Here is a 12,854-nt window from a genome sequence, read left to right as displayed (position 1 = left end):
GCCGCGCGCGAGGCCCTTCGCGGCGACGAGGTCGACGAGCCCGGCGACGATGCGGGCGAGGCGCGCGGCGATGTCGTCAGTTGTGCTCATCGCCCCGTTTGAAACACGAACGGGCGGGGGTGGGCAAGGCGCCTCGCGCCGGGGCGGGATGGGGCGCGGTGGGACGGGGGCGGTGGGACGGAGGCGCGGCGGACCGGCCGCGCGGCCGGGCACCCTCACGCGCCGGGCAGCACGGCGCGAGGCCTTTCGCGGAAGCGGCCGGCGGTGGCGAAGGCGAGCAGCGCCGCGGCGAGGGCGGGGATGGCGATGGCCCGGGACAGGGATTCGGCGAGGAAGCCGGACAGGGCGGCGCCGGCGAGGTAGACGCCCAGCATGCCGGACTGGCGGAGGGTGATGGGCGTGAAGGGCGAGAGGTCCGGCCGGCGGTGGCGGAGGCTGCGGCGCAGGGCGGCGCCGACGGCGCTCATCACCAGGGTCAGGGTGTTGGTGACGACGACGGTGTTGATGCCGGGGAGGTTGATTTCCTTGGCGGCGATGCTCTGCATGCCCATGGCGAAGGCGCCGGCGACGATGAGGACATAGAGGTGCGGGCCGAAGACGGGATGCCGCGCCACCGCCCAGAGGACGAGGACCGCGGCGAGGAAGGCGGCTTCGGCGCCGATGAGCAGGCGCAGCCGGAGGGCGCGGCGGAACCGGGCGGCGGCATCGTTCAGGATGGTGCCGGCGACGCTGCCGGAGCAGTAGCCGAGCAGCGCGGCGAGCGAGCGCTGGGCGGCGAGGACGTGCCCCTGCCCCAGCGCGAGGCCGAGCAGCGCGGTGTTGCCGGTCATCGCCGAGGTGAAGACGTCGTGGAATTTCAGGAAGGCGAAGATGTCCGCGCTGCCCGAGGCGAAGGCGAGGGCGGCGAGGGTGAGATCGGCCGCGGTGAGGAAGGTGGCGTTGGCGTGGTCCATGACGGGATTATCCTGGGGAGGACCCGTCATGGACCATTGCCGCGAGGGACGCGACGCTATTCCGCCGGCGCCGTCGCGGCGCTGCGGGTGACCGCGCTGACGGCGAAGAGGACGACGATGTTGGCGATCAGCGCGATGATGCCGACATTGAAGTCCTTCAGCGGGCCGGGCAGGAAGGGCAGCAGCTTGCCGACCGAGGCGTGGCTGAAGGTCAGCCAGGCGGCGACCGCCACACCGACGACGATGCCGGCCATCGCCCCCTGCCGGGTGACGCCGGAGCGGGGGAAGAGGCTCGCGATCAGGGCGGGGAACATCTGGGTGACGAAGCTGTAGCCGACCAGCAGCAGGGTCACGATGGTGGAGTTGCCGGTCAGGGTGAAATAGACCGCCACCGCCATCACCACCGGGACCAGGCATTTGGCGAGGAAGACGACCTGGTCGTCCGAGGCGTCGCGGTTGAAGGCGCCGTAGATGTTGCGCGAGAGCAGGGTGGCGGCCGTCATCGTGATCATCGAGCCGGGGACGAGGGCGGTGAGGACGCCGGCGGCGCCGACCACGCCGACCACCCAGGGCGGCAGCGTCGCGGTGACGATCTTGAAGAGGGCGAGGTTGGTCGCCGCGCCCTTGAGGCCGGGAACCTTCAGCACCGCCGCGAAGCCGACGAAATACACGAAGAGCAGGATCAGCTGGTAGAGCGGCAGCACCATCGCGTTCTTGCGGAACACCTTCTCCTCGCGCGCGGTGTAGCAGCTGGCGAAGGAATGCGGCCACATGAAGAAGCCGAGCGCGGTCAGCAGCACGGTGGAGACGAACCACCAGACCGAGGTGCCGTGCGCGGCGAAGACGAGGAAGCCGGGCTTGGCCTTGGCGATTTGCGTGAACATCGGGCCGATGCCGCCATAGAGATGCGCCGGCAGCCAGAGGCCGAGGAAGAGGACGACGGCGAGGATCATCAGGTCCTTGGCGACGGCGGTCCAGGCGGAGCCGCGCACGCCGGAGATGATGACATAGACGGTGACGACGACGGCGCCGATGAGGACCGAGATCCAGTCCGGGATCGCGCCGTAGCTGGCGGCGGTGACGATGATGCCGAGGCCGGTGAGCTGGAGGACGAGATAGGGGATCAGCGCGACGATATCGACCAGGGAGACGACGACGCCGAGCGAGGGGCTGTCGTATTTGTGGGCGAAGAAGTCGGGCTGGGAGACGAGGTGGTGCTGCTTCGCGTAGCGCCAGACCGGCGGGAGCATGAAATAGCCGATGACGTAGGCGATGGTGCCGTAGGCGAGGATGTAATAGGCCGGCGCGCCCTGGCCGTAGGCGAAGCCGGAGGCGCCGAGGAAGGTGAAGGTGGTGTAGATTTCGCCGGCGAGCAGCAGGAAGACGAGGATGGCGCCGAAGCCGCGGTTGCCGACCGTCCATTGCTCGAGGCCCATCTCGTGGCCGGTGCGGGCGACGACGCCGAGCACGAGGGCGAAGACGGCGGACAGGGCGAGAAGAACGAGGGCGATGCTCATCGGCCGGCCCCCGCGCCGTCGCGGTTGGCGGGATCGAGCGCGTAGACGAGGGCCATGACCACCGCGGTGATCAGGATCCAGACGGTGATCCAGCCGAGGGGAAAGGGCATGCCGAGGATGAGGGGATCGACCTCGTTGTGCAGCACGGGGCCGAGCAGCATCACGATGCACGGCAATGCCGCGATCCAGTGGATGGGTTTCATGGTTGCTCCCTTGTTTATTGTGCGACGGCGTCTCCGCGCGCAGTCTGGCGCAGGCGGAGGGCGCGCCGCAAGCTTTTTATCGCGAAGGCGCAGGGAGCGGCGGCGCGGGCGCGCGGGGCGCCGCGGCGGTCAGGCCTCGACGGCGTCGAGGTCGAGCGCGTAGCCGGCGGCGCGGACGGTGCGGACCAGATCGATGTCGGTCTCGGCGTTGATGGACTTGCGCAGGCGGCGGATGTGGACGTCCACCGTGCGGGGCTCGACATGGATGTCCCGCCCCCAGACGGCGTTCAGCACGTCCTCGCGCGAGAAGACGCGGCGGGGGTGGCGCATGAAGAATTCGAGCAGGCGGAATTCGGTGGGGCCGAGATGCAGGACGCGGCCGCCGCGGGTGACGCGGTGGGTGGTGGGGTCGAGCTCGAGATCGTGGAAGACCAGCGGCGCCCTGGCCGGGGCGGTGCCGCTGCGGCGCAGCAGGGCGCGGATGCGGGCGATCAGCGCCTCGGGCGAGAAGGGCTTGGTGATGTAGTCGTCGGCCCCGGTTTCGAGGCCGCGGACGGTGTCCTGGTCCTCGGCGCGGGCGGTGAGCATGATCACCGGCAGATGGCGGGTGGAGGGCTTGCGGCGGAGCTGGCGGCAGACCTCGATGCCGGACATGGTGGGCAGCATCCAGTCCAGCAGGACGAGATCGGGCATCGCCTCGTTGATGCGGCCGAGCGCCTCGCCGCCATCGCCGGCCTCGTCGACGCGGAAGCCGGACTTCTCGAGATTGTAGCGCAGCAGGGTGACCAGCGGGGCCTCGTCCTCGACCACCAGCACAAACGGCTTCGCCGCCTCGTTCATCGCGTTGTCTCTCCTCAGGAACCAGCACCCGCCCCGGGGCTGGCCGAAAGGTCGCCCTTGGGCCGCGCATCGGGCAGGGTCTGGCCGGTGGCGGCGTAGTAGGTCAGCTCGGCGATGTTGGTCGCGTGGTCGCCGATGCGCTCGAGATTCTTGGCGATGAAGAGAAGATGCGTGCAGGCGGTGATGTTGCGCGGATCTTCCATCATGTAGGTGATCAGCTCGCGGAAGATCGTGGTGTAGAGATCGTCGATCATCTGGTCGGCGCGCCAGACCGAGATCGCCTTCACCGGATCGGCCTCGCCGATCGCGTCGATCGTGGATTTGAGGCTTTCCTGCACGAGGCGGGCCATCTGCGAGAGGCTGGCGAGCGGCCAGGTGGAGCCGGCCTGGTTGAGCACCAGGGTGCGCTTGGCGACGTTCGCCGCATAGTCGCCGATGCGCTCGATGTCGGTGGTGACCTTCAGCGCGGCGACGACCTGGCGGAGATCGTCGGCGACGGGCTGGCGCAGGGCGAGGACGCGGACGGCGAACTGCTCGATCGCGCGTTCGTCGGCATCGACCTTCGCGTCCATCTCGACGACGCGGGCGGCGATCGCGCTGTCATGGGTGAGAAGGGCGGTGACGGCATCGGCGAGCTCGGTCTCGACCAGGCCGCCCATCGCCGCGATCATGTCGCGCAGGCGGGCGAGATCGGCCTCGAAACTGCTCAGGATGTGCTTGCTGTCTTCGGGCATGGCCGTGCTCCTCAGCCGAACCGGCCGGTGATGTATTCCTGGGTGCGCCGCTCGCGCGGGGCGGTGAACATCTGCGTCGCGTCGGAGACCTCGATGAGCTCGCCGAGATAGAAGAAGGCGACGCGGTCGGCGCAGCGGCCGGCCTGCTGCATGTTGTGGGTGACGATGACGATGGTGAAGTCGCGCTTCAGCTCGTCGATCAGCTCCTCGATGCGCAGCGTCGAGATCGGGTCGAGGGCGGAGGTCGGCTCGTCGAGCAGGAGGACCTGCGGGCTGACCGCGATGCTGCGGGCGATGCACAGGCGCTGCTGCTGGCCGCCGGAGAGCGCGTTGGCCGAGGCGTGCAGCTTGTCCTTCACCTCGTTCCACAGCGCCGCCTTGTGCAGGGCGGATTCGACCCGCTCGTCCATCGCGCTGCGCGAGAGGCGCTCGTGCAGGCGGACGCCGAAGGCGATGTTCTCGTAGATCGATTTCGGGAAGGGCGTGGGTTTCTGGAACACCATGCCGACGCGGCGGCGCAGGCGGTTGATGTCGGTCCTCGGGTCGAGGATGTTCTCGCCGTCGAGGATCACCTCGCCCTCGGCGCGCTGGCCGGGATAGAGGTCGTACATCCGGTTGAGCACGCGCAGCAGGGTGGACTTGCCGCAGCCGGAGGGGCCGATCATCGCCGTGGTCTGGCGGTCGGGGAAGTCGATCGAGACCGATTTCAGGGCCTGGGTCGCGCCGTAATAGAAGTCGAGATTGCGGATCGAGACGCGGGGTTCCATCGCCGGCTCCACGACTTCGGACTTCATGCGGGCAGCTGCGTCGGGCATCACCAAATGACCTGTTCCTCAAAACGCCGCCCGCGGCCCTTGCGGACCGCGGGACGCGCCGGCGGCATCGCCGGATGGCAGTAGCGGACTATCATGCAACCATTGTGACAGTCGCATGAAGCTTTCATGACAGCGGCCGCGGCTCAGCTCGCCGAGGGGAGCTTCGGCTGCTTCACCATCCGCAGATAGGGCTTGAGCGTGCGGAAACCCTCGGGGAAGCGCTGCTTCGCCTCCTCGTCGGAGAGCGAGGGGACGATGATCACGTCCTTGCCGTCGGTCCAGTTGACCGGGGTGGCGACCTTGTAGCCGTCGGTCAGCTGGAGGGCGTCGATCACGCGGAGGATTTCCGCGAAGTTGCGGCCAGTCGCCGGCGGGTAGGTCATGATCAGGCGGATCTTCTTCTGCGGGTCGATGATGAAGACCGAGCGGACCGTCACCGTCGGGTCGGCCGCGGGGTGGATCATGTCGTAGAGGGTGGAGACCTTGCGGTCATGGTCGGCGATGACCGGGAAATTGAGCGTCTGGCCCTGGGTTTCCTCGATGTCGGCGGCCCAGCCCTTGTGGTTCTCGCCAGTGTCGACCGAGAGGCCGACGGGCTTGACGTTGCGCTTCTTCCACTCCGGCATCAGGCGCGCGGCCTCGGCCAGCTCGGTGGTGCAGACCGGGGTGAAATCCTTCGGGTGGCTGAACAGGATGCCCCAGGACGAGCCGAGATACTCGTGGAACTTCAGGCGCCCCTCGGAGCTGTCCTGTTCGAAATCCGGCGCGATCTGGCCGAGTTGAAGAGCCATGCTGGTGATCCTCCATCGCTGATGGCAAAGGGCGACGCCGCGCGGCCCGGACGGCCGGCGGCGTGCCCGACACATAGGACCGGACGCGGCGAAGCGCAAAACGCGCGGCCCTCGCCCTTTGGGGGATGGCCAACCGCGGCGGTCAGCCGCCATGACCAACCGCGGCGGTCAGCCGCCGGAGAGGACGCGGCCGGCGACGGCGTCGAGCCGTGCCACCAGATCGGGGTCGCGCGCGGCGGGGGCGGTGATCAGCGCGTGGTCGAGCGCGTGGTCGCAGCCGGCGGTGCAGGCGGGGCGGGCGGCGCCGAGGCCGGGGACGACGGCGCGGACCAGGGCGCGGGCGCGGTCGGCATTGCCGAGCAGCACCTTGACCACCTGCTCGACCGTGACCGCCTCGTGATCCTCGTGCCAGCAGTCGTAGTCGGTGACCATCGCGACGGTCGCGTAGCAGAGCTCGGCCTCGCGGGCGAGCTTGGCCTCGGGCATGTTGGTCATGCCGATCACCGAGCAGCCCCAGGCGCGGTAGAGATGGCTTTCCGCCTTCGTCGAGAATTGCGGGCCTTCCATCGCGAGATAGGTGCCGCCGCGGGTCACCGGCAGGTCGAGCGCGCGGGCGGAGCGTTCCAGCGCGTCGCCCAGCCGGGCGCAGACCGGCTCGGCCATCGAGACATGGGCGACGCAGCCGGCGCCGAAGAAGCTTTTCGCGCGGGCGAAGGTGCGGTCGATGAACTGGTCGACGATGACGAAATGGCCGGGCGGCAGATCCTCGCGCAGGCTGCCGACGGCGGACATCGACAGGATGTCGGTGACGCCGGCGCGTTTCAGCGCGTCGATATTGGCGCGGTAGTTGAGGTCGGTCGGCGAGAGCTTGTGGCCGCGGCCGTGGCGCGGCAGGAACACCACCGACACACCTTCGAGCGTGCCGAACATCAGCTCGTCCGACGCCTCGCCCCAGGGGGTGGCGACGCGCTCCCAGCGCTTGTCCTCGATCCCCTCGATGTCATAGAGGCCGGAGCCGCCGATGACGCCGATGACCGGGCGGCGGGGTTCGGCCGCGCTCATGCGCGCCGCCGGCGGAAGACGACGGCGCCGAGACCGCCGAGGACGAGCAGGAAGAGGATGGCGCCGAGGCCGCTGACCTTGCGGTCCTCCAGCTTGGGATCGGCGGTCCAGGCGAGGAATTCGGCGACGTCGTGCGCCATCTGCGCCGCGTCGGGCTGCTTGCCGTCGGCCAGCGTGACGGAGCCGGGCTTCAGCGCCGGGGGCATCGCGATCTGCCCGCCGGGGAAGGCGACGTTGTAATAGTGGTTCGGCAGCAGGGTCAGGTTCGGCGGGGCCTTGCGGTAGCCGAGCAGCAGCGACTGGACATAGGCGGCGCCGCGCGGATGGCCGGCCTCGAACAGCGAGAGGTCCGGCGGCAGGGCGCCGTGATTGGCGGCGATCGCGGCCTTCGCATCGGGGTAGGACCAGGTGATGGCGTCGTCCGGCGTGGCCTTGACCATATGCGGCTTGCCGTGGGCGTCGGTGCCGTCCGGCTGGCTGATCTGCGCGGTGATCGCCGCGATGTCCTTCTCGGAAAGGCCGATGCCGCCGAGATCGCGGTAGTGCACGAGGCTGAGCCCGTGGCAGCTCGCGCAGTCGGCGCGGTAGACGGCGAAGCCGGTCTGCAGCGCGGCCTGGCTGTAGCCGCCGAACAGCGAGTCGAAGCCGAAGCCGTTGCCGCTGGCGAGGGCCGGGCCGGCGGCGAGAAGCGCCCCGGCGGTGAGGCAGGTGGCAAGCAGGCGCCGCATCAGGCGGTCCTCCGCGAAAGCCGCGCCGGCACCTCGTGCGGGGTTTCCAGCATGGTGACCAGCGGCGTGATGATGAGGAAATGGGCGAAGGCGTAGATCGCGGTGATGTCGATCACGGCGGGCCAGAGGCCGCGCCCGGGCTCGCTGGCGGCGATGCCGAGGAGGACGAGATCGACCGCGAGCAGGACCAGGAAACCGGCATAGACCGGACGGTAGCGGCAGCTCGCCACCGCGCCGCGATCGAGCCAGGGCAGCGCGCCGAGCAGGAGGAACGCCGCGACCGTCAGCAGCAGGCCGCCGCCGGGCGAGCCGCCCATGCGGGCGAAGCCGTGGAAGACCAGCAGGTACCAGGGCGGCGTGACCCGCAGAGGAATCGCCAGCGCCGCCGGCAGGACCGGGGTTTTCGGCGTGCCGAGGCCCGGATTGAAGGCGAGGATGGCGGCGAAGATCAGCGCGAAGATCAGGAAGGCGGTGAAATACTGGCCGGCCTGGGCGGAGCGGGGCAGCAGGTCGCGCGGGTCGGGGGTGGCGATGCCGTCGGGGTTGGCGGGCGGGGCGGCGCGGGAGGCGGCGATGGTGAGGGCGGCGATCAGCAGGACGAGGAAGCCGATCGCCTCATGCGCCATCGCGATGCGCGGGCCGGTGGCGGCCGTGAGGCCGGCGCCGCCGAGAAAGGCGGGGCCGACAAGATGGCCGAACAGCGGAATGGCGGCGAGATGCGCCTGCATGATCAGCAGCGCGCCCTGGGCGGCGGGGCTGCCGGTCATCGCGAAGCCGAGGAAGCCGACCGCCATGCAGGCGAAGAGACGCACGATCCCGATGATCCAGGCGAGTTCGCGGCCGTTGCGGTAGGTGCCGTAGAAGGCGCCGCGGAACAGTTCGACGAACAGCACGCCGAACAGCATGGTGGTGCCGACGCGGTGCAGGTCGCGGATCAGCCAGCCATAGGGGACGTTGCGGGTGTAGTCGGCGATCGACCGCGCGGCGCCGGACAGGCTCGGCTGGTAGGCGAGGCCGAGCCAGATGCCCGAGAGCGTCAGCACCGCGAGGGCGACGCCGACCAGCGGGCCGACCGACCAGGAGAGCGGCTGGCTGGCGGGGACCAGGCCATCGCTCCAGTGGCGGCGATAGACGGCGCAGAGCGGCAGGCGGGCCTCGAACCAGCCGGGTTTCGTGTCGGTGCTCATGTCAGCGCAACTGGTTCATCATGGCCGGGGCGAGCGGCGCGGGGGCTGGCCCGGAGCGGGAGGGCGCGAGGGCGGCGGCGAAGCACCAGAGCAGGACGACGAGCCCCATCACCGAAATCGTGGCAAAAATGATCCGCAGGGAATCGAGCTGCCCGCCGTCTCCCTGTCCGCCGCCATGCGCGCCGGCATCCGCTTGCGTTGCCATGAGCTGTCTCCGTGACCAACCTGTTGCCTCTGGATGACCGCAAACCGCATAAAATTCAATCCCGTCCGGCCGGCGGGAGGGGTTGCGCGCGCTGGAAGGGGGGCGGCGATGCTGTATAAGTCGGGCATGAATGATCGTTCCGCACCGAATCCGCCCGCCCCCGCCCACGAGGCGCTGAAACCGGCGGCGAGCGAGTGGTTCCGCACGCTGCGCGACCGCATCTGCGCCGCCTTCGAGGCGATCGAGGACGCGCATGGGGGAATGCTGGCGGACCGCGCGCCGGGCCGCTTCGCCCGCACGCCCTGGACGCGCGCGCCGGACGGGCAGAACCGGCTGGAGGGCGGCGGCGAGATGAGCCTGATGCGCGGCCGGGTGTTCGAGAAGGTGGGGGTGAACATCTCGGTGGTGGGCGGCGCGTTCAGCCCGGACTTCGCGAAGAACATTCCCGGCGCGGCGGAGGACCCGCGCTTCTGGGCGGCGGGGATCAGCCTGGTGGCGCACATGCACTCGCCGCGCGTGCCGGCGGCGCACATGAACACGCGGATGATCGTGACGACGAAGGGATGGTTCGGCGGCGGCGGCGATCTCACCCCGTTGCAGCCGGGGACGGCGGCGGCGAAGGAGGACGCGGCGCTGTTCCACGACGCGTTCCGGGCGGCGTGCGACAGATACGATCCCGACTACTACCCGCGCTTCAGCAAATGGTGCGACGAGTATTTCTACCTGCCGCATCGCGGCGAGACGCGGGGTGCGGGGGGGATTTTCTACGATTACCTGGAGACCGAGCCGGAGCGGCATTTTGCTTTCACCCGCGATGTCGGCCTCGCGTTTCTGGAATCCTATCCCGCGATCGTGCGGCGGCGGATGGACGAGGCGTGGACGCCGGAGGAACGCGAGGCGCAGCTGGTGCGGCGGGGGCGGTATGTCGAGTTCAACCTGCTCTATGACCGCGGCACCACGTTCGGGCTGAAGACCGGCGGCAATACCGAGGCGATCCTGATGAGCATGCCGCCCGAGGTCAAATGGCCGTGATGGCGGCGTGAGGGCGTGGTGGTCCGGCACGGCGGGGGAGCTCGCCGCGGCGGCGCCGGAGGCGGTGATCGGCGCCCTCGCCCGCCGGCTGGTCGAGACCCATGCGCTCAACCATGAGGAGCAGATCCGCGCCTGGCGGGCGCAGCTGCCGATCCTGACCGCGGCGCTGGCCGGGTGCCCGGGCTGGCGGGTGTTGCTGGAATATCCGCTGATCCGGCTGGGGCGGCGGATCGATGCCGTTGTGCTGGGAGAGCGCGGGATTTTCGTGCTCGAATTCAAGATCGGGGCGGCGCGGTTCGCCAATGCCGACCGGTTGCAGGTGGAGGATTACGCGCTCGACCTGTTCGATTTTCACGCCGAGAGCCGGCGCCATCCGATCGTGCCGGTGCTGGTCGCCCCGGACGCGCCGGCGCGCGCGGCGACCCCGCCGCTGCTGGCCCAGCCGATCATGCCGGTGATGGAGGCGAATGCCGCATCGCTCGGCGGGCTGATCGCGGCGACCGAGGCGATGCTGCCGGCGCCGGCGGCGGCGATCGACGCGGCGGCCTGGGAGGCGGGGGCGTATCGGCCGGTGCCGACCATCGTCGAGGCGGCGACCATGCTCTATCGCCGGCACGGGGTGGAGGAGATCGCCGCGGCGCGGGCGGATGTGAGCAACCTGACGCGGACGACCGAGGCGATCGGCCGCGCGGTGGACCGGGCGCTGGCGGCGGGCGAGCGGGTTGTGGTGTTCGTCACCGGGATTCCGGGCGCGGGCAAGACGCTGTGCGGGCTGAACACGGTGTTCCGCAGCGCCGCACCTGCGGCGTTCCTGACCGGCAACCTGCCGCTCGTGCATGTGCTGCGCGAGGCGCTGGCGCGGGATGCGAAGGGCCCCGGCATGTCGCTGCGGGCGGCGAACCACCGGCTGGACAGCGCGATCCAGCCGCTGCTCGGCTTTCTGCGCGACAACGTGCCGCGCGCGGCGGCGCCGCATGAGCGGGTGATCGTGTTCGACGAGGCGCAGCGGGCATGGGACGCGGCCTTCGGGCAGCGCAAGTTCCAGCTCGATGACAGCGAGGCCGGGCTGTTTCTCGACATCATGGCGCGGCACGAGGGCGGGGCGGCGATCGTGGCGCTGGTGGGCAACGGACAGGAGATCAATACCGGCGAGGCGGGGCTGGCCTCGTGGGGCGAGGCGCTGGCGCGGCGGCCGGGCTGGCGGATCGTCGGGCCGGAGGGGGTGATCGGCCATCCCGATCCGGCGCGGCGGCTGGCGGATGCGGCGCCGGCGGGGATGGAGATCGATCCGGCGCTGCATCTGGATGTCAGCGTGCGGCAGGTGCGCTCGGCCGCCGCCGCGGCGTGGATCGACGCGGTGCTGGACGGGCGGGCGGAGATGGCGGCGGGGATCGCTTCTGCCGCGGGCGGGGTGCCGTTCCGGATCACGCGGTCGCTCGACGCGATGCGGGCGGCGCTGCGGGGGGCCTCGCGCGGGACGCGGCGGGCCGGGCTCGTGTGCAGCGCCGGGGCGAAGCGGCTGCGGGCGGAGGGGCTGTCGGCCGATTTTCCGCATATGGACCGGCAGGCGGTGGCGAGCTGGTTCCTCAATGCCTGGCCGGACGTGCGCGCCTCGGACGCGCTGGAGGCGCCGGCGACGCAATATGCCTGCCAGGGGCTGGAGATCGACAATGTCGGCCTGTGCTGGGGCGGCGACCTGATCCGCCCGCCCGTCGGGGATGGATGGCTGGCGCGGCGCTTTCGCGGCACGCGGTGGGAGGAGATCCGCCATAAGGAGGCAGCCTCCTGGCAGGTGAATACCTATCGGGTGCTGCTCTCCCGCGCGCGCTATGAAACGGTGATTTTTGTTCCGCCCGGCGATGCGGGGGATGCGACACGGCCGCCGGCGGAGTTCGACCGGATCGCGGCGTTTCTGACGGCGGCGGGCGCGGCGCCGCTGGCGGTGGATGCGCGGGCGGAGTCCCCTGCCCCGCTGCTTTTCGGCTGACGCGCCGGGGCGGGATCCGCAACCCGGTGGATGGCCGGGCGACCAGCCGGATGCGGGTGCCCGGAAACGCCCGCGTCGATCATGCCGACCCGTCATCGGGCGCGGGGACCAGCACCACGGCAGCGAGATTCACGCGGCGTTTGCCACCAGAGGTGGCGCTCGCCAAAAATTAGTTTCACATATTATTTTGTAAGAGGGGCAAAAGGGTGGGTAACCCGAGTTCGACTTGGTCAGCAGGCCAACGATCGAGCAGGTGGCGGGAACGAAGAAATTGTCGCGGATACTGGTTAGGTGGGGCGGAGGCGGGCTCTGACGTAGAAGTCGAGCGGCGCGATGATCGCGGCCCCCACCACCTTGAACCTGCTACCCAGATAATCCCAGATCGCGATGCCAAGTTTGTCACAGGTCTTGGCGAGGCTCAGGAACGCGTCGCGGCAATCCCGGCCGGTCTCACTCCGGGTTCCGGCGCTGATCTTCCGCCGCGTGACGTGACCGCGGATGTCGTTTTCCGAACCATTGGTGTGGAGCGGGATTTCCGGCCGTTCCAGCACCATCAGTAGTTCGGCCTTGTTGGCGTGCAGCCGCGCCAGCAGACGGTCCAGCGTCACGAAGCCGGTGCGGCAGAGGAAGATACGGTCGAAGCGGGTCCGTAACGCCCGAGCCTGCCGCTTGCCCGGTTTTTGCTGGTACGCTTTCGAGGTCCGCGTAAAAATCCCAGATCAGGCCACGAACCCGCGTTTGAGCGGCGCGATGCTGGTCGTTGAACGTGTCCAGTTTATGCACCAGCCGTTCCGCGTGGA

General features: G+C 69.8%; 14 protein-coding genes. 2 read left to right on the top strand and 12 right to left on the bottom strand.

Annotation, left to right across the window (positions count from 1 at the left end):
- Positions 1-215: 215 nt before the first annotated feature.
- From RT91_RS14975 to RT91_RS14925, 11 genes are all read right to left on the bottom strand, one after another.
- A complete protein-coding gene (locus tag RT91_RS14975; protein ID WP_012040434.1) occupies positions 216-953 on the bottom strand; it encodes a YoaK family protein in 738 nt (245 codons plus the stop codon).
- Between the two features lie 56 nt (positions 954-1,009).
- Positions 1,010-2,470, bottom strand: coding sequence for a sodium:solute symporter (locus RT91_RS14970; RefSeq protein ID WP_007424679.1), 1,461 nt, complete (start codon positions 2,468-2,470; stop codon positions 1,010-1,012).
- Positions 2,467-2,673 carry a DUF3311 domain-containing protein gene (locus tag RT91_RS14965; protein WP_007424678.1) on the bottom strand — a complete coding sequence of 69 codons (207 nt, stop codon included), beginning with the start codon at positions 2,671-2,673 and terminating at the stop codon, positions 2,467-2,469. Before RT91_RS14965 ends, RT91_RS14970 begins: the two co-directional genes overlap by 4 nt.
- A gap of 129 nt (positions 2,674-2,802) precedes the next feature.
- Positions 2,803-3,513 carry a phosphate regulon transcriptional regulator PhoB gene (phoB, locus tag RT91_RS14960; RefSeq protein ID WP_007424677.1) on the bottom strand — a complete coding sequence of 237 codons (711 nt, stop codon included), beginning with the start codon at positions 3,511-3,513 and terminating at the stop codon, positions 2,803-2,805.
- Between the two features lie 14 nt (positions 3,514-3,527).
- The gene (phoU, locus tag RT91_RS14955) at positions 3,528-4,247 is read right to left on the bottom strand and encodes a phosphate signaling complex protein PhoU (RefSeq protein ID WP_035188083.1); all 720 of its coding nucleotides are present in this window, start codon (positions 4,245-4,247) and stop codon (positions 3,528-3,530) included.
- 11 nt (positions 4,248-4,258) lie between these two features.
- On the bottom strand, positions 4,259-5,041 hold the full coding sequence (gene pstB, locus RT91_RS14950) for a phosphate ABC transporter ATP-binding protein PstB (RefSeq protein ID WP_035188080.1): 783 nt from the start codon (positions 5,039-5,041) through the stop codon (positions 4,259-4,261).
- A 164-nt stretch (positions 5,042-5,205) separates the two neighbouring features.
- Positions 5,206-5,853, bottom strand: a complete 648-nt coding sequence (locus RT91_RS14945) for a peroxiredoxin (protein ID WP_012040432.1) — start codon at positions 5,851-5,853, stop codon at positions 5,206-5,208.
- A gap of 168 nt (positions 5,854-6,021) precedes the next feature.
- Positions 6,022-6,915, bottom strand: coding sequence for an S-methyl-5'-thioadenosine phosphorylase (locus RT91_RS14940; protein WP_035188078.1), 894 nt, complete (start codon positions 6,913-6,915; stop codon positions 6,022-6,024).
- The gene (locus RT91_RS14935) at positions 6,912-7,643 is read right to left on the bottom strand and encodes a cytochrome c1 (RefSeq protein ID WP_007424672.1); all 732 of its coding nucleotides are present in this window, start codon (positions 7,641-7,643) and stop codon (positions 6,912-6,914) included. Before RT91_RS14935 ends, RT91_RS14940 begins: the two co-directional genes overlap by 4 nt.
- Positions 7,643-8,830, bottom strand: a complete 1,188-nt coding sequence (locus RT91_RS14930) for a cytochrome b N-terminal domain-containing protein (RefSeq protein WP_035188075.1) — start codon at positions 8,828-8,830, stop codon at positions 7,643-7,645. The genes RT91_RS14935 and RT91_RS14930 overlap by 1 nt, the downstream gene beginning before the upstream one ends.
- A gap of 1 nt (position 8,831) precedes the next feature.
- Positions 8,832-9,035, bottom strand: a complete 204-nt coding sequence (locus tag RT91_RS14925) for a hypothetical protein (RefSeq protein ID WP_013641123.1) — start codon at positions 9,033-9,035, stop codon at positions 8,832-8,834.
- Positions 9,036-9,143: 108 nt separating this feature from the next.
- Between RT91_RS14925 and hemF the strand changes: the two genes are divergently transcribed.
- Positions 9,144-10,067 (top strand): oxygen-dependent coproporphyrinogen oxidase, encoded by a 924-nt coding sequence (gene hemF / locus RT91_RS14920; RefSeq protein ID WP_082468626.1) that lies wholly within the window; start codon positions 9,144-9,146, stop codon positions 10,065-10,067.
- Between the two features lie 7 nt (positions 10,068-10,074).
- On the top strand, positions 10,075-12,054 hold the full coding sequence (locus RT91_RS14915) for a DUF2075 domain-containing protein (protein WP_007424669.1): 1,980 nt from the start codon (positions 10,075-10,077) through the stop codon (positions 12,052-12,054).
- Between the two features lie 287 nt (positions 12,055-12,341).
- On the opposite strand, the gene RT91_RS22325 is transcribed toward RT91_RS14915, so the two are convergent.
- Positions 12,342-12,662, bottom strand: coding sequence for a transposase (locus RT91_RS22325; RefSeq protein ID WP_205408979.1), 321 nt, complete (start codon positions 12,660-12,662; stop codon positions 12,342-12,344).
- Positions 12,663-12,854: the final 192 nt, after the last annotated feature.

The sequence above is a fragment of the Acidiphilium sp. JA12-A1 genome, from assembly GCF_000724705.2.
GTDB classification, from domain to species: domain Bacteria; phylum Pseudomonadota; class Alphaproteobacteria; order Acetobacterales; family Acetobacteraceae; genus Acidiphilium; species Acidiphilium multivorum.
Note: the sequence above shows the minus strand (reverse complement) of the source record. Positions and strands in the feature narration are given on the sequence as shown.